The 20,428-nt window shown below is 60.5% G+C and carries 20 protein-coding genes; 18 read left to right on the plus strand and 2 right to left on the minus strand.

What is annotated here, in order from left to right; all coding sequences use genetic code 11:
- The first annotated feature begins 36 nt into the window (after window positions 1–36).
- The 13 genes from eno (at window position 37) to FHX16_RS19210 (ending at window position 11,138) form a co-directional block, all read left to right on the plus strand.
- Window positions 37–1,311, plus strand: a complete 1,275-nt coding sequence (gene eno, locus FHX16_RS19150) for a phosphopyruvate hydratase (RefSeq protein WP_037127725.1) — start codon at window positions 37–39, stop codon at window positions 1,309–1,311.
- A gap of 141 nt (window positions 1,312–1,452) precedes the next feature.
- Window positions 1,453–1,773, plus strand: a complete 321-nt coding sequence (locus FHX16_RS19155) for a septum formation initiator family protein (RefSeq protein ID WP_007532419.1) — start codon at window positions 1,453–1,455, stop codon at window positions 1,771–1,773.
- 146 nt (window positions 1,774–1,919) lie between these two features.
- Window positions 1,920–2,966, plus strand: a complete 1,047-nt coding sequence (gene pdhA / locus FHX16_RS19160) for a pyruvate dehydrogenase (acetyl-transferring) E1 component subunit alpha (protein ID WP_016553840.1) — start codon at window positions 1,920–1,922, stop codon at window positions 2,964–2,966.
- Window positions 2,967–2,983: 17 nt separating this feature from the next.
- Complete coding sequence (locus tag FHX16_RS19165) at window positions 2,984–4,363, plus strand: pyruvate dehydrogenase complex E1 component subunit beta (protein WP_259129716.1); 1,380 nt, start codon at window positions 2,984–2,986, stop codon at window positions 4,361–4,363.
- Window positions 4,364–4,381: 18 nt separating this feature from the next.
- Window positions 4,382–5,722 (plus strand): pyruvate dehydrogenase complex dihydrolipoamide acetyltransferase, encoded by a 1,341-nt coding sequence (locus tag FHX16_RS19170; RefSeq protein WP_259129719.1) that lies wholly within the window; start codon window positions 4,382–4,384, stop codon window positions 5,720–5,722.
- Window positions 5,723–5,741: 19 nt separating this feature from the next.
- Complete coding sequence (locus FHX16_RS19175; protein ID WP_183756927.1) at window positions 5,742–6,383, plus strand: SGNH/GDSL hydrolase family protein; 642 nt, start codon at window positions 5,742–5,744, stop codon at window positions 6,381–6,383.
- Between the two features lie 2 nt (window positions 6,384–6,385).
- Window positions 6,386–6,967, plus strand: a complete 582-nt coding sequence (locus FHX16_RS19180; protein ID WP_259129721.1) for a GNAT family N-acetyltransferase — start codon at window positions 6,386–6,388, stop codon at window positions 6,965–6,967.
- A gap of 15 nt (window positions 6,968–6,982) precedes the next feature.
- Entirely contained in the window at window positions 6,983–8,428 is a 1,446-nt protein-coding gene (gene lpdA / locus FHX16_RS19185) for a dihydrolipoyl dehydrogenase (protein ID WP_183864190.1), read from the plus strand.
- A 76-nt stretch (window positions 8,429–8,504) separates the two neighbouring features.
- Window positions 8,505–8,759 carry a GlsB/YeaQ/YmgE family stress response membrane protein gene (locus FHX16_RS19190; RefSeq protein ID WP_007790427.1) on the plus strand — a complete coding sequence of 85 codons (255 nt, stop codon included), beginning with the start codon at window positions 8,505–8,507 and terminating at the stop codon, window positions 8,757–8,759.
- Between the two features lie 15 nt (window positions 8,760–8,774).
- Entirely contained in the window at window positions 8,775–9,023 is a 249-nt protein-coding gene (locus FHX16_RS19195; RefSeq protein ID WP_183756923.1) for a GlsB/YeaQ/YmgE family stress response membrane protein, read from the plus strand.
- Between the two features lie 40 nt (window positions 9,024–9,063).
- Entirely contained in the window at window positions 9,064–10,038 is a 975-nt protein-coding gene (gene lipA, locus FHX16_RS19200) for a lipoyl synthase (RefSeq protein WP_183864191.1), read from the plus strand.
- A 74-nt stretch (window positions 10,039–10,112) separates the two neighbouring features.
- Window positions 10,113–10,685: an AAA family ATPase gene (locus FHX16_RS19205; RefSeq protein ID WP_183864192.1), complete on the plus strand. Its 573-nt coding sequence runs from the start codon at window positions 10,113–10,115 to the stop codon at window positions 10,683–10,685.
- 9 nt (window positions 10,686–10,694) lie between these two features.
- Window positions 10,695–11,138 carry a type II toxin-antitoxin system RatA family toxin gene (locus FHX16_RS19210; RefSeq protein WP_113363054.1) on the plus strand — a complete coding sequence of 148 codons (444 nt, stop codon included), beginning with the start codon at window positions 10,695–10,697 and terminating at the stop codon, window positions 11,136–11,138.
- On the opposite strand, the gene FHX16_RS19215 is transcribed toward FHX16_RS19210, so the two are convergent.
- Window positions 11,129–11,629, minus strand: coding sequence for a CinA family protein (locus tag FHX16_RS19215; protein ID WP_183864193.1), 501 nt, complete (start codon window positions 11,627–11,629; stop codon window positions 11,129–11,131). The two genes, FHX16_RS19210 and FHX16_RS19215, sit on opposite strands and share 10 nt — an antisense overlap.
- A gap of 1 nt (window position 11,630) precedes the next feature.
- The gene (locus FHX16_RS19220) at window positions 11,631–12,842 is read right to left on the minus strand and encodes a bifunctional 2-C-methyl-D-erythritol 4-phosphate cytidylyltransferase/2-C-methyl-D-erythritol 2,4-cyclodiphosphate synthase (RefSeq protein ID WP_183864194.1); all 1,212 of its coding nucleotides are present in this window, start codon (window positions 12,840–12,842) and stop codon (window positions 11,631–11,633) included.
- Window positions 12,843–13,003: 161 nt separating this feature from the next.
- Between FHX16_RS19220 and dusB the strand changes: the two genes are divergently transcribed.
- From dusB to FHX16_RS19245, 5 genes are all read left to right on the plus strand, one after another.
- Complete coding sequence (gene dusB, locus FHX16_RS19225) at window positions 13,004–14,005, plus strand: tRNA dihydrouridine synthase DusB (RefSeq protein WP_405049297.1); 1,002 nt, start codon at window positions 13,004–13,006, stop codon at window positions 14,003–14,005.
- Window positions 14,002–15,156, plus strand: a complete 1,155-nt coding sequence (locus tag FHX16_RS19230) for a nitrogen regulation protein NR(II) (protein ID WP_183864195.1) — start codon at window positions 14,002–14,004, stop codon at window positions 15,154–15,156. The genes dusB and FHX16_RS19230 overlap by 4 nt, the downstream gene beginning before the upstream one ends.
- The gene (gene ntrC / locus FHX16_RS19235) at window positions 15,153–16,604 is read left to right on the plus strand and encodes a nitrogen regulation protein NR(I) (RefSeq protein WP_016553855.1); all 1,452 of its coding nucleotides are present in this window, start codon (window positions 15,153–15,155) and stop codon (window positions 16,602–16,604) included. Before FHX16_RS19230 ends, ntrC begins: the two co-directional genes overlap by 4 nt.
- A gap of 188 nt (window positions 16,605–16,792) precedes the next feature.
- Window positions 16,793–19,063, plus strand: coding sequence for a PAS domain-containing sensor histidine kinase (locus FHX16_RS19240; protein WP_183864196.1), 2,271 nt, complete (start codon window positions 16,793–16,795; stop codon window positions 19,061–19,063).
- On the plus strand, window positions 19,053–20,417 hold the full coding sequence (locus FHX16_RS19245; RefSeq protein ID WP_183756917.1) for a sigma-54 dependent transcriptional regulator: 1,365 nt from the start codon (window positions 19,053–19,055) through the stop codon (window positions 20,415–20,417). Before FHX16_RS19240 ends, FHX16_RS19245 begins: the two co-directional genes overlap by 11 nt.
- The last annotated feature ends 11 nt before the right edge of the window (window positions 20,418–20,428 follow it).

Genomic DNA, 20,428 nt, shown 5'->3' on the forward strand with positions numbered 1-20,428 from the left:
TCAAACGATTTATCCACCCTCAAGCAGGAAAAGCCGATGACCGCAATTACCGACATTATCGCCCGCGAGATTCTCGACAGCCGTGGCAACCCCACCGTCGAAGTCGATGTCTATCTGGAAGATGGCAGCATGGGCCGCGCGGCGGTTCCGTCGGGCGCGTCGACCGGCGCGCATGAAGCCGTCGAAGTTCGCGACGGTGGCAAGCGCTACCTCGGCAAGGGTGTCGAAAAGGCTGTCGAAGCCGCCAACACGGAAATCTTCGACGCCATCGGCGGCATCGATGCCGAAAACCAGATCCAGATCGACAACATCATGATCGAGCTGGACGGCACGCCGAACAAGTCGCGCCTCGGCGCCAACGCCATCCTCGGCGTATCGCTCGCTGTTGCCAAGGCCGCTGCCCAGGCTGCCGGACTGCCGCTCTACCGCTACGTCGGTGGCGCTAGCGCCCACCTCCTGCCGGTTCCGATGATGAACATCATCAACGGCGGCGCGCATGCCGATAATCCGATCGACTTCCAGGAGTTCATGATCCTTCCGGTTGGCGCTGATTCCATCCGCGAAGCCGTTCGCATGGGCTCGGAAGTTTTCCACGTCCTCAAGAAGGAACTGTCGGCTCAGGGTCACAACACCAATGTTGGCGACGAAGGCGGTTTCGCGCCGGGCCTGAAGAGCGCCCCTGAAGCCCTCGACTTCATCATGAAGTCGATCGAGAAAGCCGGCTACAAGCCGGGTGACGATATCTGCCTTGGCCTCGATTGCGCCTCGACCGAATTCTTCAAGGACGGTAAGTATGTCCTCGAAGGCGAAGGCCGAACGCTGGAGCCGGGGGCCATGGCCGAATACCTCGCTCAGCTCGCTGCCCAGTATCCGATCATCTCAATCGAAGACGGCATGGCCGAAGACGATTGGGACGGCTGGAAGGCTCTGACCGATCTCGCTGGCAAGAAGGTCCAGCTGGTCGGCGACGATCTCTTCGTCACCAACTCGGCTCGCCTGCGCGACGGTATCAAGATGGGCGTCGCCAACTCGATCCTCATCAAGGTCAACCAGATCGGCTCGCTGACGGAAACGCTCGATGCCGTCAACACCGCGCACAAGGCAGCCTACACCGCGGTCATGTCGCACCGTTCGGGCGAAACCGAAGATTCGACGATCGCTGACCTCGCGGTTGCCACCAACTGCGGTCAGATCAAGACCGGCTCGCTGTCGCGCTCGGATCGCCTCGCCAAGTACAACCAGCTGATCCGCATCGAAGAAGGTCTTGGCCCGCAGGCCCGCTATGCCGGCCGCTCGATCATCCGCGGTTAATTGCGCCTGATTTTAACCACTTCGACCCGCGCCTTCGAAAGGCGCGGGTTTTTTCTTGCCTGATTTTTCATAGTCAACGGACAGTTAATCTCTGCCCGGTAGTCTTGAGCGCATCGAGGTAATGCGTTCGAGCGTGCGTTTATGTGGACAAAGCATCACAAGAAGAAAAAGATCGGTCGTTTCGTGGTTCCAGCCATGACGGTCGCGTTTCTTTCCTACTTCGGCTATCATTGCATCCATGGTGATTACGGTCTGCGGGCAACCGAAGGGTTCGAGCGCCAGCGGATAGCGCGTGAGAGGGAGTTGGCGGTTCTGAAAGGCAAGCGCGAGCATCTCGAAAAGCAGGTCGCGCTGCTGAGTGACGGTTCGATGGACAAGGATATGCTGGACGAGAAAGCGCGTCTTCAGCTGAATGTTTCTCGTGCCGATGAGATCGTCATATTCAATCACTATTCCAATTAACTGGAATTCAGTTAATTCAAATAAAGCATTATTTATCAGTGACTTGCTGATGAATACGAGCCATGCATTTATGGCATTGCTGTGGCGAAATTTCTTCCCTATGGTACGCCCAACCAAAGAACCGACAAACCCATAGGGAGGGTTGAATGGCGCCGCGAAAAACCGCGACCGTTTCCAGCCGTAAAACGAGCGCAAAGCCGGCAAACAAGGCCACCAATGGTGGTCCTGTTGCCGATTTCACGCGTGATGAAGAGCTCAGCGCTTATCGCGATATGCTGCTGATCCGCCGCTTCGAAGAGAAGGCCGGCCAGCTTTACGGCATGGGCTTCATTGGCGGTTTCTGTCACCTTTATATCGGCCAGGAAGCTGTCGTCGTCGGCATGCAGATGGCGCAGAAGGAAGGCGATCAGGTCATCACGGCCTATCGTGATCACGGCCACATGCTGGCAACCGGCATGAGCGCGCGTGGCGTCATGGCCGAGCTGACCGGCCGCCGCAGCGGTTATTCGCACGGTAAGGGTGGCTCGATGCACATGTTCTCGAAAGAGAAGCATTTCTACGGCGGTCACGGCATCGTCGGCGCTCAGGTCTCGCTCGGAACAGGTCTTGCCTTTGCAAACCGGTATCGCGGCAACGACAGCGTTTCCGTCGCTTACTTCGGTGACGGCGCTGCGAACCAGGGCCAGGTCTACGAGAGCTTCAACATGGCTGCTCTCTGGAAACTTCCGATTATCTACATCGTCGAAAACAACCGCTACGCCATGGGTACCTCGACCGCTCGCGCAACCGCGCAGTCGAACTACTCGCTCCGCGGTTCCGGCTTCGGCATCCCCGGCATTCAGGTCGACGGCATGGATGTCCGCGCGGTCAAGGCTGCAGCCGACGAAGCCCTCGAGCATTGCCGCTCCGGCAAGGGCCCGATCATCCTCGAAATGCTGACCTATCGTTATCGTGGTCACTCCATGTCCGACCCGGCGAAGTACCGCACCAAGGAAGAAGTGCAGAAGATGCGTTCGGAGCAGGATCCGATCGAGCAGGTGCGTGCGCGCCTGCTGGAGAAGGGTTGGGCCTCGGAAGACGATCTCAAGGCGATCGACAAGGACGTCCGCGATATCGTTGCCGACAGCGCAGACTTCGCCCAGTCCGATCCCGAGCCGGATGCATCCGAGCTCTACACTGACATTCTGCTCTAATCGGGGAGGGACGACCCATGCCAATCGATATTCTCATGCCCGCCCTCTCTCCGACGATGGAAGAGGGCACACTTTCCAAGTGGCTCAAGCAGGAAGGCGACACCGTCAAGTCTGGTGACGTGATCGCCGAAATCGAAACCGACAAGGCGACGATGGAAGTTGAAGCCGTTGACGAAGGCGTCATCGGTAAGCTGCTGGTTCCGGCCGGCACCGAAAACGTGAAGGTCAATGCCAAGATCGCAGTCCTGCTTCAGGACGGTGAATCGGCATCCGACATCTCGACTGCACCTGCTGCTCAGCCCGCACCTGCCGCAGCCGCACCGCAGGCGGAAGAAAAGCCTGCCGCCGCTGCTCCGGTTCCGGCCGAGCCGAAGGCCGCTGTGCCAAACGATCCGGAAATTCCGGCCGGCACCGAAATGGTCTCCATGACCGTTCGCGAAGCGCTTCGCGATGCCATGGCCGAAGAAATGCGCGCTGACGACAGCGTCTTCGTCATGGGCGAGGAAGTTGCCGAATATCAGGGCGCCTACAAGGTCACCCAGGGTCTTCTGCAGGAATTCGGCGCTCGCCGCGTCATCGACACCCCGATCACCGAGCACGGCTTTGCCGGCGTCGGTGTCGGTGCCGCAATGTCCGGTCTGAAGCCGATCGTCGAGTTCATGACCTTCAACTTCGCCATGCAGGCGATCGACCAGATCATCAACTCTGCCGCCAAGACGCTCTACATGTCCGGCGGTCAGATGGGTGCTCCGATCGTGTTTCGTGGCCCGAATGGTGCGGCTGCCCGCGTCGGCGCCCAGCACAGCCAGGACTACTCGGCCTGGTACAGCCAGATCCCGGGCCTCAAGGTCGTCATGCCCTATACGGCATCCGACGCAAAGGGCCTGCTCAAGGCCGCCATCCGCGATCCGAACCCGGTCGTCTTCCTCGAAAACGAAATCCTCTACGGTCAGCACTTCGACGTGCCGAAGCTCGATAATTTCGTTCTCCCGATCGGCAAGGCCCGCATTCATCGTCCGGGCAAGGACGTCACGATCGTCTCCTTCGGCATCGGCATGACCTATGCCACCAAGGCGGTCGCCGAACTCGAGAAGATCGGCATCGACGCCGAGCTGATCGACCTGCGCACGCTGCGCCCGATGGACCTTCCGACCGTGATCGAATCGGTCAGGAAGACCGGCCGCCTCGTCACCGTCGAGGAAGGCTATCCGCAGAACTCAGTCGGTACCGAAATCGCCACCCGCGTCATGCAGCAGGCCTTCGATTATCTCGATGCGCCGGTTCTCACGATCGCCGGCAAGGACGTTCCGATGCCTTACGCCGCAAACCTCGAAAAGCTCGCTTTGCCGAGCGTCGACGAAGTCGTGCAGGCCGTGAAGGCCGTCTGCTACAAGTAACAAGGGGAGGGTATTTCGATGCCTATCAACATCACGATGCCTGCCCTTTCTCCGACGATGGAAGAAGGCAATCTGGCCAAGTGGCTCGTCAAGGAAGGCGACACGGTAAAGTCAGGCGACATCATTGCGGAAATCGAAACCGACAAGGCGACGATGGAAGTCGAAGCCGTCGATGAGGGCACGGTTGCCAAGATCGTTGTTCCTGCCGGCACGGAAGGCGTCAAGGTCAATGCCTTGATCGCCGTTCTTGCTGCCGATGGTGAAGACGTATCCGCTGCCGCAAGCGGTGCGGGCTCTGCTGCTCCGGCGCCGAAGGCTGCTGAAGCTCCGAAGGCGGAAGCAGCACCGGCCGCCCCGGCTCCGGCTGCTGCCGCACCGGCTCCGGCCGCGGCGCCTGCTACCGTTTCCGCTGGCGGCAATCGCACATTCTCCTCGCCGCTCGCTCGTCGTCTGGCGAAGGACGCGGGGATCGACCTGTCCGCAATTGCGGGCTCCGGCCCGCATGGCCGCGTCGTTAAGAGCGACGTTGAAGCCGCCGTTGCAGGTGGTGGCGCCAAGGCGGCCCCGGCTGCCGCTGCGCCGCAGGCTGCTGCACAGGCTCCGGCCGCTGCCCCGAAGGGTGCTTCCGACGAGACCGTGCTCAAGCTCTTCGAACCGGGCTCCTACGAACTCGTGCCGCATGACGGCATGCGCAAGGTCATCGCCAAGCGTCTCGTCGAGTCCAAGCAGACCGTGCCGCACTTCTACGTCACGGTGGATTGCGAGCTCGACGCGCTGATGTCTCTGCGTGCCCAGCTCAACGACGCTGCACCCCGCAAGGATGGTGCGCCGTCCTACAAGTTGTCGGTCAACGACATGGTCATCAAGGCTATGGCGCTGGCTCTGCGCGATGTTCCGGATGCAAACGTCTCCTGGACTGAAACCAACATGGTCAAGCACAAGCACGCCGACGTCGGTGTTGCTGTCTCGATCCCTGGCGGCCTGATCACCCCGATCATCCGCAAGGCCGAGGAGAAGACCCTGTCGGCGATCTCCAACGAGATGCGCGACCTCGGCAAGCGCGCCAAGGACCGCAAGCTGAAGCCGGAAGAGTTCCAGGGCGGCACCTCGTCGGTCTCCAACATGGGCATGATGGGCGTGAAGCAGTTCGCAGCCGTCATCAACCCGCCGCATGCAACGATCCTCGCGGTCGGCGCAGGCGAGCAGCGCCCGGTGGTCAAGAACGGTCAGCTGGCTGTCGCAACCGTGATGACCGTCACGCTGTCGACCGACCATCGCTGCGTCGATGGCGCGCTGGGTGCGGAGCTGCTGCAGGCGTTCAAGGGCTACATCGAGAACCCGATGGGCATGCTTGTCTGAGACAACGGCGGAGGCGGAAATGACGAAGACCGTTCTTTGCTATGGTGACTCGCTGACCTGGGGCTATGACGCCGATACGATCGGACGTCATGCCTACAAGGATCGTTGGCCAAGTGCGCTTCAGGCGGCACTCGGCAACGAAGTGCGGATCATCGCCGAAGGATTGAACGGGCGAACCACCGCCTTCGATGACCATCTCGCCGACTGCGACCGGAACGGCGCACGCATTCTGCCAACGATTCTGCAGAGCCATGCGCCGCTTGATCTCGTCATTTTGCTGCTCGGTACCAACGACATGAAGCCCGTCGTGGCGGGGTCGGCCTTTGCCGCCTGCCAGGGCATCGCCCGGCTGGTGCGGTTGATCCGTAACCACGCTTGGCCCTTCGAATTCGATGGACCGGACATCCTGATCGTGGCACCGCCGAAGATCCGCGACACGGCGAATGTGCCCTTTGCGGCGTCGTTCGTCGGCGGCATCGAGGAATCGGCAATGCTGCCGACCCTCTATCGCGACCTCGCGGACGAGCTCGGATGCGGCTTCTTTGACGGCAATTCGGTGGCGAAGACGACACCGGTCGATGGCATTCACCTCGATGCGGACAATACCCGCGCTCTCGGGCGCGGCATGGAATCGACTGTGCGGATGATGCTGGGGCTTTGAGCATGGGATCCTTCGTCTCGCTTCGTCCTGCGACGCGGGAAGATGCGACGGAGCTGGCTATGCTCACGGATATCGCATCGCATGGGTTTGCTTCCTGGCTGTGGCTCTCTGAGCTCGGAAACGGCGGCTGCGATACGCCGATGGAGCGAGGACGGCAGAAGCTGAGCGGAGACCAGGGGCAGGGCAACTGGAGCGACGCGGTGATTGCCGAAGCCTATGGCGAGATCGCGGGAGCGGCGATCGGCTACGGCCTCGACGAAGGCATACGGAATAATGAGGCGGACCGCCCGGCGCTGAAGCCGGTCATCGATCTGCAGAAAATGGTGTTGGGAAGCTGGTTTATCGGAACGCTGGGTGTCTACAGCCATTTGCGAGGCATCGGGATCGGTCGACGGCTTCTTAGTGATCAGATTGAGCGGGCGGGAAGCGCCCCGGTCAGCCTGATTACTGCAGGTTACAACGAAGCGGCTCTGTCGCTTTACAAGAAGAATGGATTTTCGGAAGCGGCGCGAGCGAATGCCGTGGCCTTCTTCGAAAACGGCAGGAAACACGAGTGGGTGCTTCTCACCCGCGACGCCCGATAACAAAGGCAGGAAAACATGGCTGAGAATTACGACGTCATCATCATCGGTTCGGGCCCCGGCGGCTATGTCGCCGCCGTGCGCGCCAGCCAGCTTGGCCTCAAGACCGCGATCGTCGAACGCGAGCATCTGGGCGGCATCTGCCTCAACTGGGGCTGTATCCCCACCAAGGCGCTGCTGCGCTCGGCCGAGGTTCTCGACCATGCCAATCACGCCAAGGATTACGGCCTCGTGTTGGAAGGCAAGATGACTGCCGACGTCAAGGCTGTCGTCGCCCGCTCGCGCGGCGTGTCGGCACGGCTGAACGGCGGCGTCGGCTTCCTGATGAAGAAGAACAAGGTCGACGTGATCTGGGGCGAAGCCAAGATCACCAAACCCGGCGAAATCGTCGTCGGCAAGTCCTCCAAACCCGTCGTCGAGCCGCAGAACCCGGTTCCGAAGAACATCAAGGGTGAGGGCACCTATAACGCCAAGCACATCATCATCGCCACGGGCGCACGCCCGCGCGCGCTGCCGGGCATCGAGCCCGATGGCAAGCTGATCTGGACCTATTTCGAGGCGATGAAGCCGGCGGCCCTACCGAAGTCGCTGATCGTCATGGGCTCTGGCGCCATCGGCATCGAGTTCGCCAGCTTCTATCGCTCGATGGGCGTCGACGTCACCGTTGTCGAGGTCATGCCGACGATCATGCCGGTCGAGGACGTCGAAGTCACGGCGATCGCCCGCAAGCAGCTCGAGAAGCGCGGCATGAAGATCCTGACCAGCGCCAAGGTCACCAAGATCGAAAAGGCTGCCGACAGCCTGACGGCGCATGTCGAGACGGCTGACGGCAAGGTCCAGCAAATCACCGCCGACCGTATGATCTCGGCCGTCGGCGTGCAGGGCAATATTGAAAACCTCGGTCTCGAGGCCGTCGGCGTCAAGACCGACCGCGGCTGCGTCGTCATCGACGGCTACGGCAAGACCAATATCGCGGGCATCTACGCCATCGGCGACGTCGCCGGCCCGCCGATGCTCGCCCACAAGGCAGAGCATGAGGGTGTCGTCTGCGTCGAAAAGATCGCCGGCCTCCCGAACGTTCACCCGACGGACAAGGGCAAGGTCCCCGGCTGCACCTATTGCCACCCGCAGGTAGCCTCCGTCGGCCTGACCGAAGCCAAGGCCAAGGAATTGGGCCGTGACATCCGCGTCGGCCGCTTCTCCTTTGCCGCCAATGGCAAGGCGATCGCGCTTGGCGAGGACCAGGGTCTCTGCAAGGTGATCTTCGACAAGAAGACCGGCGAACTGCTCGGTGCGCACATGGTCGGCGCCGAAGTCACCGAACTCATCCAGGGCTTCGTCGTCGCCATGAACCTGGAGACGACCGAAGAAGAATTGATGCACACCATCTTCCCGCATCCGACGGTTTCCGAAACCATGAAGGAAGCGGTTCTGGACGCTTATGGTCGTGTGCTGAACGCTTGATAGTTTCCTTTTCCGCTCTCTATGACGGATTGGATCCCATCCGATCCCGGACTGGAAAAAGCGAAAGGAAATCATCATGTCTATGGGTACGCAGGCACTGCTTATCTTTCTCCTGATCGGCCTGGTGGCGGGGTTCCTCGCCAGTCTGGTCGTCGGAGGAGGCGGATTGATACGGTGCCTGCTGAGCGGCATTATCGGCGCGTTCGTCGGAGGCTTTCTCTTCAACGCGCTCGGCATATCGCTCGGTATCGACAATGCGTTGGTGGTGCAGATCATTCACGCGACGGTCGGGGCCATCATCGTGGTTCTGATTGCAAGGGCGATAGCGTAAAGGGGCGAGGGCAGGATGGAAGGCGTAGGTTGGATTGCCACGGTCATCATCGGGGGCTTGGCGGGGTGGCTCGCGGGCATTCTGATGGGCATACGTTTCGGCGTTCTGATGAACATTATCATCGGCATAGTGGGCGCGGTCATCGCCAGTGCGATCTTTACCCGCGCCGGGATCTATGTCGCCAGCGGTTGGCTGGGTTACCTTGTGACGGGTTTCATAGGCTCTTGTATCTTGCTATTTCTGGCAAAACTCGTCAGACGCTGACGAAAGAGGCCGCTTCCGGCGGTTTGAAGGCAGGTTATTGATGGTAACTATTCTCGACAGGATGAATCCAGACGCTGAAAAGCGCGTGCGGCACCCGGAAAAGGCCCATCGGCCCGATCAGGAAGTCATGCGCAAGCCGGATTGGATCCGCGTCAAGGCACCGACCTCCAAGGGATACGCGGAAACGCGCTCGATCGTGAAGGAGCACAAGCTCGTCACCGTCTGCGAGGAAGCCGGCTGCCCCAATATCGGCGAGTGCTGGGACAAGAAGCACGCGACTTTCATGATCATGGGCGAGATCTGTACGCGCGCCTGTGCCTTCTGCAATGTCTCGACTGGCAAGCCGAATGCACTCGATATGGCCGAGCCCGAGAACGTCGCAAAGGCCGTCAAGCAGATGGGCCTCAGCCATGTGGTCATCACGTCGGTTGACCGCGACGACTTGGAGGACGGTGGTGCCGAACATTTCGAAAAGGTGATCTGGGCGATCCGTGCAGCGTCGCCGACGACCACCATCGAGATCCTGACACCTGACTTCCTGAAGAAACCCGGCGCCCTCGAGCGCGTCGTTGCCGCCAAGCCCGACGTGTTCAATCACAACATGGAGACGGTCGCCGGCAACTACCTGACGGTCCGCCCCGGGGCCCGCTATTTCCACTCCATCCGCCTGCTGCAGCGCGTGAAGGAGCTGGACCCTACCATGTTCACCAAATCAGGCATCATGGTCGGCCTCGGCGAAGAGCGAAACGAAGTGTTGCAGCTGATGGACGACCTGCGGACCGCCGACGTCGACTTTCTGACGATCGGCCAATACCTGCAGCCGTCCCGCAAGCATCACAGGGTCATGAGCTTTGTCACACCCGACGAGTTCAAATCCTACGAGACGGTTGCCTACACCAAGGGCTTCCTGATGGTGGCTTCGAGCCCGCTGACCCGTTCGTCGCATCATGCCGGCGATGATTTCGCGCGCCTGAAGGCCGCACGCGAGAAAAAGCTGCTGATCGCAGCGGAATAATCAACGAGCGCTTGCATTTTTCGAAAGCCGCGGCGATTTTCCCCGCGGCTTTTTGTTTGCGGAGGCGACGAGAAATGCCGGCTTACATCTACGATACGCGGAAAGCCGCCAATGTACTCCGGCAGTCCGCGCGCATCATGATCATCGGCTGCTCCGGGGGCGGCAAAAGTACCTTGTCGCGGAAGATCAGCCGCAGGCTCGATCTTCCCTATTTCTCCATGGATAGGGAGTTCTTCTGGCTGCCGGGATGGGTCAAGCGCTCGAAGGACGAAGAGCGCCGCCTGATCACCGAGGTTGTCGCTGGCGAACGGTGGCTGATGGACGGAACCGGCCCATCGACTTTCGATCTTCGCGTCCCGCGCGTAGAGTTCGTTGTCTGGGTGCGAATGCCGCGCTGGCTTTGCCTCTGGGGTATCTGCAAGCGCGCATTCTTCCATTTCGGCAGAACGCGGCCGGACATGGCGCCCGGATGCCTGGAGCGCCTGCCGGACCGGGAATTCCTGACGTACATCTGGACCTTCGAGAAGCAGTTCGCGCCTCTTGTGATCGCGGGATTAGACAAGCACGGGCGAGATGTCCCGGTTTTTCAGCTGAAAAGCCGGCGGGAGGTGAACCATCTTCTTGATCTTCTCGGCGCTCCCACTTAACTGCCGGTCATGCCTCAGTTCGAAACGCATCGCCCCGTCCCGCATTCTGCCGATCAGATGTTCGACCTCGTCGCCGACGTCGAGCACTATCCGCAATTCCTTCCGCTCTGCGAGGCGCTGAGCATTCGCAGTCGCAAGGAGCGTGACGGCAAGGTTCTGCTGATCGCCGATATGACAGTCGGTTACAAGGCGATTCGCGAGACTTTCACGACGCAGGTGCTTTTGAACCGGGCCGAACGCGTCATCGAGGTCAAATATATCGACGGGCCATTCCGTTATCTCGACAATCGCTGGCGCTTCGAGGATACGGCTACGGGCAGCAACGTCCACTTCTTCATCGACTACGAGTTCAAGAGCCGCATCCTGGGCGCGGTCATGGGCTCGATGTTCGATCGCGCCTTCCGGATGTTCTCGGAAGCCTTCGAAACGCGGGCGACGAAGATCTACGGCTGAGCCAGTTCCCGGATCATGCTGAGCGCGGTTCTGACCGTCGCAAGCCGTACTTCAGCGCGACCGATGTCGCCATAGAGCATCTTCCGATGGATAAGGCCGCCCGCGCGCGACTTCGCGGCTAGGTGGACAAGGCCTACCGGCTTTTCAGCCGATCCACCGCCGGGCCCGGCAATTCCGGTGACAGCGACCGCAATGGCTGCGCGGGAGCGGAAGAGGGCCCCATGCACCATCTGCCGCGCCGTCTCTTCCGAGACTGCGCCGAACCGGATCAGCGTTTCCGCCTGCACGCCAAGCATCTCCATCTTGGCGGTATTCGTGTAGGTGACGAAACCTCTGTCCACGACAGCAGACGATCCTGAAATTTCAGTCAAGGCGCCGGCAATCAGCCCGCCGGTACAGGATTCCGCCATCGAGACCATCAGGCCCGAGGCTGCGAAGTCGCGAATGATTGCCTCTGCCTGCACGATGATATCGTCAGGGAAGATACTCATCTCAGGAGCTCCGATAGACGACCGTTGCGGTGGCGATCGCCGCGATACCCTCGCGCCGACCGACAAAGCCGATCGTCTCGTTCGTCGTTGCCTTCACCGAGCATCGGTCGATGGTGATGCCGAGAAACTCGGACAGTTTGGCGCGCATCTCGTCGCGATGCGGCCCGACCTTCGGCGCCTCTGCGATCAGCGACACGTCGGCGTTCATGATTGTGCCGCCGCGTTCCCGCACGATCTTGGCCGCGTGCTCGATGAAGATGCGAGACGGTGCACCCTTCCATTGCGGATCCGATGGTGGGAAATGATCGCCGATATCGCCCGCGCCACAAGTGGCAAGCAATGCATCGGTGAGGGCGTGCAGAGCCACGTCCGCATCGGAGTGGCCCTTGAGCTTTTGGTCGTGCGGAATGAACACGCCGCAGAGCGTTACGCCGTCGCCGGCCTCGAGCTGGTGGACGTCGTAACCGTTGCCGGTGCGCACATCCGGAAGTGCCTGTCCTGAAAGTTTGCTGTCTGCCATGGCGATGTCCCGTTTGACCGTCAGTTTTACATTGTCCGCCAGTCCCTCGATAATGCGCACCGGCAGGCTGGCCCATTCGGCAATGGCGGCGTCGTCGGTAAAATCGGTGAGGTTTGCGGCAGCCGCCTTCTCGTGGGCGGCGAGGATCGGCTCGAAGGCGAAGGACTGCGGCGTCTGCGCTGCGTAGAGGTGAGAGCGGGAAACGGTATCGAGTACCGTTCCGTCGAGATCAGCTCGCTTCAGCGTGTCGGAAACGGGCATGGCGGGGAGAATTGCCGGCACGCCCTCCGAGAGCAAGCCGGCGATGCGATCAAGAAGCGCATGATCGAAGAAAGGCCGCACGGCGTCGTGGATCAGAACATGCGAGAGGTTCTTGCCGCGCAAATGGCGCAGTCCCGCCAAAACGGATTGCTGTCGCGTTGCGCCGCCGTGAATAGCTTCGATCTGCGTGCCGGACTGGAGTTGAGCGGCGGCCTTGGCAAACAGGGCCTCGTCGTCGGGATGGATGACCACGACGATGTGGCGGGTAAGCTCCCAGCTGGCGAACTTTTCCAGTGTGTGCGTGATCACAGGCTTACCGCCAATCGCCCGATACTGCTTCGGGCCCTCTGCCGACGCGCCTGCGCGCTCGCCGCGTCCGGCCGCGACAACGACAACACCTATTGCTGGTTGCTTTTGATGCATTTGCGGCATAAATCCTCAAAGCGCGACTTTGCAGTCGGTGCTTAGCGGCTTGGCGCACCGAATTCCAGCATTTGCCCGAAAAATATCAATTCGCGCACTGCCCTCTTGGCAAGCCATTCAAACCTGTCTAAAAATAGTGCACGCATTCGGCGTGCCTGAAAGATAATCAATTGCTGGACTTTGACCTCGCTTCACCTTTGCGGATTGGACCTGTGGAAGTCAGGAACCGTGTTGTTCTGGCCCCTATGTCCGGCGTGACGGACATGCCGTTCCGGCAGCTGGCGTGGCGTTATGGCGCCGGGCTTGTGGTCACGGAAATGGTTGCGAGCCGTGAACTGGTCAATAGCACTGCCGAATCATGGGCGCGCCTCGAAAGCGCGGGTTTTGAGCCCCACATGGTGCAGCTCGCTGGCCGTGAAGCGCATTGGATGGCCGAGGCTGCGAAGATCGCTGCCGATCATGGCGCCGACGTCATCGATATCAACATGGGATGCCCCGCCAAAAAGGTGATTGGTGGCTACTCCGGCTCCGCCTTGATGCGCGATCCTGACCATGCCCTCAGCCTCATTGAGGCGACAGTCAAGGCGGTCAGCGTTCCCGTAACTCTGAAGATGCGGCTCGGTTGGGACGAGAATTCAATCAACGCGCCCGATATCGCACGTCGAGCAGAAGACGCTGGCGTCCAGTTGATCACCATCCACGGCCGCACGCGCATGCAGTTCTACGAAGGCCGGGCCGACTGGGATGCGATCCGCGCGGTTCGCGATGCCATTGCGGTGCCCCTGGTTGCAAACGGCGATGTCGAAACCGTCGAAGATGCACATGAGATCCTGCGTCGCTCGGGAGCCGATGCCGTCATGATTGGCAGAAGCTGTCAGGGCAGGCCATGGCATGCCGGCGTACTGGCTGGCAAGACGGCGCCGGAAGTGTGGGAAGTCCCCGACATCGCCACCGAGCATTACAGAATGATGCTCGAGTTCTACGGTGAGGCAGTTGCCGTTCGCCATGCAAGGAAGCACCTTGGCTGGTATCTCGAACGTTTCGCGCCTGGTCTTGCTGCGCAGGAGAAGGCCGCGATCATGACCGCGCGCGAGCCCGATGAGGTAGCTGCAAGGTTTTACGAGGCATTGATGGCTGCGGCATCGAACACGCAGACCCGGGAGGCTGCATGACGAATGACGTGCCATCGTCGATCGACAACGGCGGTAGCGCAGTTGCGATCGCTGTACTCAATGCGATCCAGAATCCGGTCGTGATGGTGAACGAGGCCGGCCTCGTCGCTTTCGCGAATTGGGAGGCGGAGGCCTTCTTCGGTGCAAGCGCCGCCCACCTTGCCCGCTACAAGATCTCGACCTTCATTCCGTTCGGCAGTCCGCTGCTGGCCTTGATCGATCAGGTTCGCGAACGGCGGGCGCCGATCAACGAGTATCGTGTCGACCTCAGCTCCCCGCGCCTCGGGCAGGACAAGCTCGTCGATCTGTATGTTGCCCCTGTTGTCAGCGATCCGGGTTCCGTCGTGATTGTCTTCCAGGAGCGATCTATGGCGGACAAGATCGATCGGCAGCTGACGCATCGCGCGGCGGCCCGCTCGGTCACCGGGCTTGCATCTATGCTGGCGCATGAGATCAAGAATCCGCTGTCTGGCATTCGCGGTGCGGCACAGCTGTTGGAGCAATCGGTCGTTGATGACGACCGCGCTTTGACGCGGCTGATCTGCGACGAAACCGACCGCATCGTCTCGCTCGTGGATCGTATGGAGGTCTTCTCGGACGAGCGGCCCGTTGATCGGATACCAGTCAATATTCACTCCGTTCTCGATCATGTGAAGGCCGTGGCGAAGGCCGGATTTGCGCGGCACCTCCGGATTACCGAGAACTACGACCCGTCGCTGCCGTCGGTCTACGCAAACCGTGATCAGCTCGTGCAGGTGTTCCTCAATCTCGTAAAGAATGCCGCTGAGGCTGTGGGCGATCGCCCGGATGGCGAGATCGTTTTAACGACGGCTTATCGCTCCGGCATTCGTCTGTCGGTCGCCGGGACCCGCGAAAAGATCTCGTTGCCGCTGGAGTTTTGTGTTCAGGATAACGGTCCCGGCGTGCCAGCTGACCTCCTGCCGCATCTGTTTGATCCATTCATTACGACGAAGACGAACGGCAGTGGGCTTGGCCTCGCGCTCGTCGCGAAGATTATCGGTGATCATGGCGGCATCATTGAATGCGACAGCCAGAACAACCGCACGACATTCCGCGTCTTGATGCCGGCCTCCAAGGACGCATCGATGGACGACGCAACGACCATAACTCCCACAGGACCTACTCGATGACAGCAACGATCCTCGTCGCGGATGATGATGCGGCAATTCGTACCGTGCTTAATCAGGCTCTGAGCCGCGCCGGCTATGACGTGCGAATTACCTCCAACGCCGCCACGCTCTGGCGTTGGGTGTCGGCGGGTGAAGGCGATCTTGTCGTGACCGATGTCGTAATGCCGGACGAGAATGCTTTTGACCTGTTGCCGCGGATCAAGAAAGCGCGTCCCGATCTCCCGGTCCTCGTCATGAGCGCCCAGAACACGTTCATGACAGCGATCAAGGCTTCCGAGAAGGGCGCCTACGATTATCTGCCGAAGCCGTTCGATCTGACCGAACTGATTGGTATCATCGGCCGTGCGCTGGCCGAGCCGAAGCGTAAACCTGCCAAGCTCGACGAGGACATGCAGGACGGTATGCCGCTTGTCGGTCGTTCGGCGGCGATGCAAGAAATCTACCGCGTCCTTGCTCGCCTGATGCAGACCGATCTGACGCTGATGATCACCGGCGAATCTGGTACCGGCAAGGAACTTGTGGCGAGGGCGCTGCATGACTATGGCAAGCGCCGCAACGGACCGTTCGTCGCCATCAATATGGCTGCAATTCCGCGCGACCTGATCGAATCCGAGCTATTCGGCCACGAGAAGGGTGCATTCACGGGCGCCCAGACACGTTCCACCGGCCGCTTCGAGCAGGCAGAAGGCGGCACGCTGTTCCTCGATGAAATCGGCGATATGCCGATGGACGCTCAGACGCGGCTACTACGCGTCCTGCAGCAGGGCGAATACACCACAGTCGGGGGGCGCACGCCGATCCGTACCGACGTTCGGATCGTCGCGGCGACCAACAAGGACTTGAAGCAGGCGATCAATCAGGGGCTTTTCCGCGAGGACCTGTACTACCGCCTGAATGTTGTTCCACTGCGTCTGCCGCCGCTGCGTGATCGTGCCGAGGATATACCGGATCTGGTGCGCCACTTCGTCCAGCAGGCGGAAAAGGAGGGACTTGGCTCCAAGCGTTTCGATCAGGAAGCGCTCGATCTGATGAAGGCCTATGCCTGGCCGGGCAACGTGCGCGAGCTGGAGAACCTCATTCGGCGGCTGATGGCACTTTATCCACAGGATGTGATCACCCGGGAAATCATCGAAGCCGAGCTTCGGTCGGATGTGCCCGACAGCCCTATCGACAAGGGGCCGATCCGCAATGGCAACATGACGATCGCCCAAGCTGTTGAAGAAAACATGCGGACATACTTCGCCGGTTTCGGCGACGGCCTGCCGCCGCCGGGACTTTACGACCGTGTGCTGACGGAAATGGAGTACCCGCTGATTCTTGCTGCCCTTACCGCGACGCGCGGGAACCAGATCAAGGCTGCCGATCTCTTGGGACTGAACCGCAATACGCTGCGCAAGAAGATCAGAGAGCTGGGCGTATCGGTGTATAGAAGCTCCCGAACTGCTTGACAATGTGACCGGCGACGTTGCATTTTCGCCACAATGCGTTGCTTAGAAGTCACGCATGGGGCTCGGGTTTTCGCAGCTGTCTAAGAGCGCAACGACACGGGTTGTTGTCGCACAGGCAGGCTGACGGTTTCCGCGCCTGTCCGCGGGAGCGGCGGAAGCGAGTGTCTGCCGCCAGGAGAATTAAGCGAATGGAACAGGATGCAGTGCCGCCGCCGGCGGAAGGCGAAGCTGTCACGGCAGTGACCGATCGCCGTGCCCTGTTTGCGCTGCCGGGCCTGATTCTTGCCGGTGGTGCGCTTCTCTGCGCCACGCTGACGCTGTTCGTGCTGCTGGGGCTGACACCTATCGCGCCGACCTATCACGTCGTGGTCACCTCGGTCGTCGTGAACTCGTTCTTCGTGCTCGGCCTAATGGCGTTGATCGCGCGCGAGGTCTCTCGCCTGCTCAAGGCACGCAAACGCGGGCGAGCGGCGGCGCGGCTTCACATCCGCATCGTTGTACTTTTCTCGATCGTCGCGATCACTCCGGCGATCCTCGTCGCCATCTTCGCCAGCATCACGCTGAACGCCGGCCTCGACCGGTGGTTTGCGCTTCGGACGCAGTCGATCATCAGTTCCTCCCGCAATATCGGGCAGGCCTACATGATGGAGAATGCGAGCTACTTGCAAGGCCAGACGGTGTCGATGGCGAATGACCTCGAACGCAACCGAGCGCTGTTCAATCTCGATCGCACGGGCTTTTCCGACCTTATGACTCGGCAGGCCCGTGGACGCGGGCTTCTTGGCGCCTTCCTTGTCCAGTCTGACGGTTCTGTGATCATTCAGGCCGATATCAAGACCGAGAAGCCATTGCCGGCGATTCCTCAGGACGCTCTGGATAAGGCGGCCGCCGGACAGCCGACCCTGATCCCGCCAGGCATCACCAACCTCGTCGGCGCCATCATCAAGCTTGAGGCGATCGATGGGGCGTTTCTCTACACTGTTCGCGCCGTGGACCCGAAGGTTATGGGCGCCATGCGGATGATGGAGGAGAACGCCACCGAGTACAAATCGATGGAGGCGGGGCGCTTCTCGCTGCAGATCGCCTTCGCGGTTCTGTACATCGGCTTTGCCTTGATCGTTCTGCTGGCCGCCATCTGGACAGCAATCGCCGTCGCCGACCGCATCGTGCGTCCGATCCGCTTGTTGATTACAGCCGCCGACAGTGTCGCTTCTGGCAACATGGATATCATTGTTCCCGTTCATGCTGTGGACGGCGACGTTGCCAACTTGTCACGTACTTTCAACAAGATGATCTCGGAAATTCGCACGCAACGTGATGAAATTCTGGAGGCCAAGGATGAGGTGGACGACCGTCGACGCTTCATCGAAGCGGTCCTTTCCGGCGTCACGGCCTCGGTTATCGGCGTCGAGCACGACCGCAGGATCACAATCGTCAACAGTTCGGCGGAAGCGCTGATGGCCCTCTCGGCCTCAGAGATGCTCGGCAAGCAACTCTCCGAGATCGCACCTGAAGTCGACCAGGTCCTGACGGAAGCCGCATCCCGCTACCGCGGCGATTTCCGCAAGCAGATTGCCCTTGTCCGAGCCGGGACCGTCCGGACGCTCAGCGTGCAGGTCACGCGCGAAGAAGTGCGCGACATGAGCGAATCCTATGTCATTACGCTCGATGACATTACTGACCTTGTCATCGCGCAGCGCTCGACCGCATGGGGCGACGTCGCTCGCCGTATTGCCCACGAGATTAAGAACCCGCTGACGCCGATTCAGCTGTCAGCAGAACGCATCCAGCGCCGCTATGGCAAACAGATCAACCAGGATGACCGCAGCGTCTTCGATCAGTGCACGGAAACGATCATCCGGCAGGTCGGCGACATCGGCCGCATGGTAGACGAGTTCTCTTCCTTCGCCCGGATGCCGAAGCCGACCAAGGAGCCAAGCGATCTGCGCAAGATCCTGCACGATGCCGTGTTCCTGCGCGAGATGGGCAATAGTCATGTGAACTTCCTGCAGGAACTGGGTGACCAGCCGCTGGAAGGGCAGTTCGACAGCCGCATGCTTGGTCAGGCCTTCGGCAATTTGATCAAGAATGCGGTTGAAGCGATCGAGGCGGTGCCGAGCGGAGAACGCGACGAGCGCAAGGTCCTGGTAAGAGCTTCGCTCGACCCGGTACGCGACCGCTTTACCGTCGATGTGATTGATAACGGTCGCGGTCTACCGGTGGAGAACCGCCACAGAATTCTGGAACCCTACATGACGATGCGCGAGAAGGGCACGGGCCTCGGACTAGCGATCGTCAAGAAGATTATTGAGGAACATGGCGGGCAGCTCGAACTTCACGATGCGCCCGCTGATTTCGACCAGGGAAGAGGGGCTATGATCCGCGTGCAACTGCCACGTCTGGAAGCCGCGCCGTCCGCCCTGGCCGCAAGTGACAAGGAAAGCGTTTATGGCCTCTGATATTCTGGTCGTCGATGACGAGCACGACATCCGCGAGATCGTCTCCGGTATCCTGTCTGATGAAGGACATGAGACCCGCACCGCACATGATAGCGACAGTGCGCTGGCTGCGATCTCCGATCGCGCCCCGCGGCTGATCTTTCTGGACATCTGGATGCAGGGCAGCAAGCTCGACGGTCTGGCGTTGCTCGACGAGATAAAGACACGGCACCCGGACATTCCTGTTGTCATGATCTCCGGCCACGGAAACATCGAGACCGCCGTGTCGGCGATCAAGCGAGGGGCCTTCGATTTCATCGAAAAGCCGTTCAAGGCCGACCGACTGATCCTCATCGCCGAGCGCGCGCTTGAGAATTCAAAGCTCAAGCGCGAAGTCTCTGAACTGAAGCGCAAGGCCGGCGATCCGGTCGAGCTTATCGGTACCTCCGTTGCAGTCTCGCAGCTCCGCCAGACGATCGAAAAGGTATCGCCCACCAACAGCCGCATCATGATTTTCGGCTCGTCGGGTTCCGGCAAAGAGCTCGTCGCGCGTATGATCCACAAGAAGTCGACGCGTGCAAACGGCCCATTCGTGGCGCTGAACGCCGCCAACATCACGCCCGACCGCATGGAGATCGCTCTCTTCGGTACGGAAGGCTCTCCGGGCCAGCCGCGCAAGATCGGCGCCTTGGAAGAGGCGCACCGCGGCATTCTCTACCTGGACGAAGTCGGCGAAATGCCGCGAGAGACGCAGAACAAGATCCTGCGTGTTCTCGTCGATCAGCAGTTCGAGCGCGTCGGCGGTTCCAAGCGCGTGAAGGTCGATGTTCGGATCATATCGTCGACAGCCTACAACCTGGAGACCCGCATCGCCGAGGGTTGGTTCCGGGAAGATCTTTATCATCGCCTTGCCGTCGTACCGGTGCGCGTGCCTGCACTCGCCGAACGGCGCGAGGACATTCCGTTCCTAGTCGACCAACTGATGCGGCAGATCTCCGAGCAGGCCGGCATCCGCCCGCGCCGGATCGGCGATGACGCGATGGCCGTGCTGCAGGCCCATGATTGGCCGGGCAACATCCGCCAACTCCGCAACAACATTGAGCGGCTGATGATTCTCGCCCGTTCGGACGGCCCTGATGCGCCTATTACGGCGGAAATGCTGCCGACCGACCTCGGCGACATGCTTCCGAAAGTCTCGGCGAAGAACGACTATCACATCATGACGCTGCCGCTTCGCGAAGCGCGCGAAATGTTCGAGAAGGACTACCTGATTGCGCAGATCAATCGCTTCGGCGGCAATATCTCGCGCACGGCGGAGTTTGTCGGCATGGAGCGCTCGGCTCTGCACCGCAAGCTGAAGTCGCTCGGCGTTTGATTGAGATGGCG

This window comes from Rhizobium sp. BK661, from assembly GCF_024808825.1.
GTDB lineage: Bacteria > Pseudomonadota > Alphaproteobacteria > Rhizobiales > Rhizobiaceae > Rhizobium.

What these genes read in the sequence shown, in the direction of transcription:
- eno (WP_037127725.1), top strand. Translation starts at nt 37, where the DNA reads ATGACCGCAATTACCGACATTATCGCCCGCGAGATTCTCGACAGCCGT.
- FHX16_RS19155 (WP_007532419.1), top strand. Translation starts at nt 1,453, where the DNA reads ATGTGGACAAAGCATCACAAGAAGAAAAAGATCGGTCGTTTCGTGGTT.
- pdhA (WP_016553840.1), top strand. Translation starts at nt 1,920, where the DNA reads ATGGCGCCGCGAAAAACCGCGACCGTTTCCAGCCGTAAAACGAGCGCA.
- FHX16_RS19165 (WP_259129716.1), top strand. Translation starts at nt 2,984, where the DNA reads ATGCCAATCGATATTCTCATGCCCGCCCTCTCTCCGACGATGGAAGAG.
- FHX16_RS19170 (WP_259129719.1), top strand. Translation starts at nt 4,382, where the DNA reads ATGCCTATCAACATCACGATGCCTGCCCTTTCTCCGACGATGGAAGAA.
- FHX16_RS19175 (WP_183756927.1), top strand. Translation starts at nt 5,742, where the DNA reads ATGACGAAGACCGTTCTTTGCTATGGTGACTCGCTGACCTGGGGCTAT.
- FHX16_RS19180 (WP_259129721.1), top strand. Translation starts at nt 6,386, where the DNA reads ATGGGATCCTTCGTCTCGCTTCGTCCTGCGACGCGGGAAGATGCGACG.
- lpdA (WP_183864190.1), top strand. Translation starts at nt 6,983, where the DNA reads ATGGCTGAGAATTACGACGTCATCATCATCGGTTCGGGCCCCGGCGGC.
- FHX16_RS19190 (WP_007790427.1), top strand. Translation starts at nt 8,505, where the DNA reads ATGTCTATGGGTACGCAGGCACTGCTTATCTTTCTCCTGATCGGCCTG.
- FHX16_RS19195 (WP_183756923.1), top strand. Translation starts at nt 8,775, where the DNA reads ATGGAAGGCGTAGGTTGGATTGCCACGGTCATCATCGGGGGCTTGGCG.
- lipA (WP_183864191.1), top strand. Translation starts at nt 9,064, where the DNA reads ATGGTAACTATTCTCGACAGGATGAATCCAGACGCTGAAAAGCGCGTG.
- FHX16_RS19205 (WP_183864192.1), top strand. Translation starts at nt 10,113, where the DNA reads ATGCCGGCTTACATCTACGATACGCGGAAAGCCGCCAATGTACTCCGG.
- FHX16_RS19210 (WP_113363054.1), top strand. Translation starts at nt 10,695, where the DNA reads ATGCCTCAGTTCGAAACGCATCGCCCCGTCCCGCATTCTGCCGATCAG.
- FHX16_RS19215 (WP_183864193.1), bottom strand. Translation starts at nt 11,629, where the DNA reads ATGAGTATCTTCCCTGACGATATCATCGTGCAGGCAGAGGCAATCATT.
- FHX16_RS19220 (WP_183864194.1), bottom strand. Translation starts at nt 12,842, where the DNA reads ATGCCGCAAATGCATCAAAAGCAACCAGCAATAGGTGTTGTCGTTGTC.
- FHX16_RS19230 (WP_183864195.1), top strand. Translation starts at nt 14,002, where the DNA reads ATGACGAATGACGTGCCATCGTCGATCGACAACGGCGGTAGCGCAGTT.
- ntrC (WP_016553855.1), top strand. Translation starts at nt 15,153, where the DNA reads ATGACAGCAACGATCCTCGTCGCGGATGATGATGCGGCAATTCGTACC.
- FHX16_RS19240 (WP_183864196.1), top strand. Translation starts at nt 16,793, where the DNA reads ATGGAACAGGATGCAGTGCCGCCGCCGGCGGAAGGCGAAGCTGTCACG.
- FHX16_RS19245 (WP_183756917.1), top strand. Translation starts at nt 19,053, where the DNA reads ATGGCCTCTGATATTCTGGTCGTCGATGACGAGCACGACATCCGCGAG.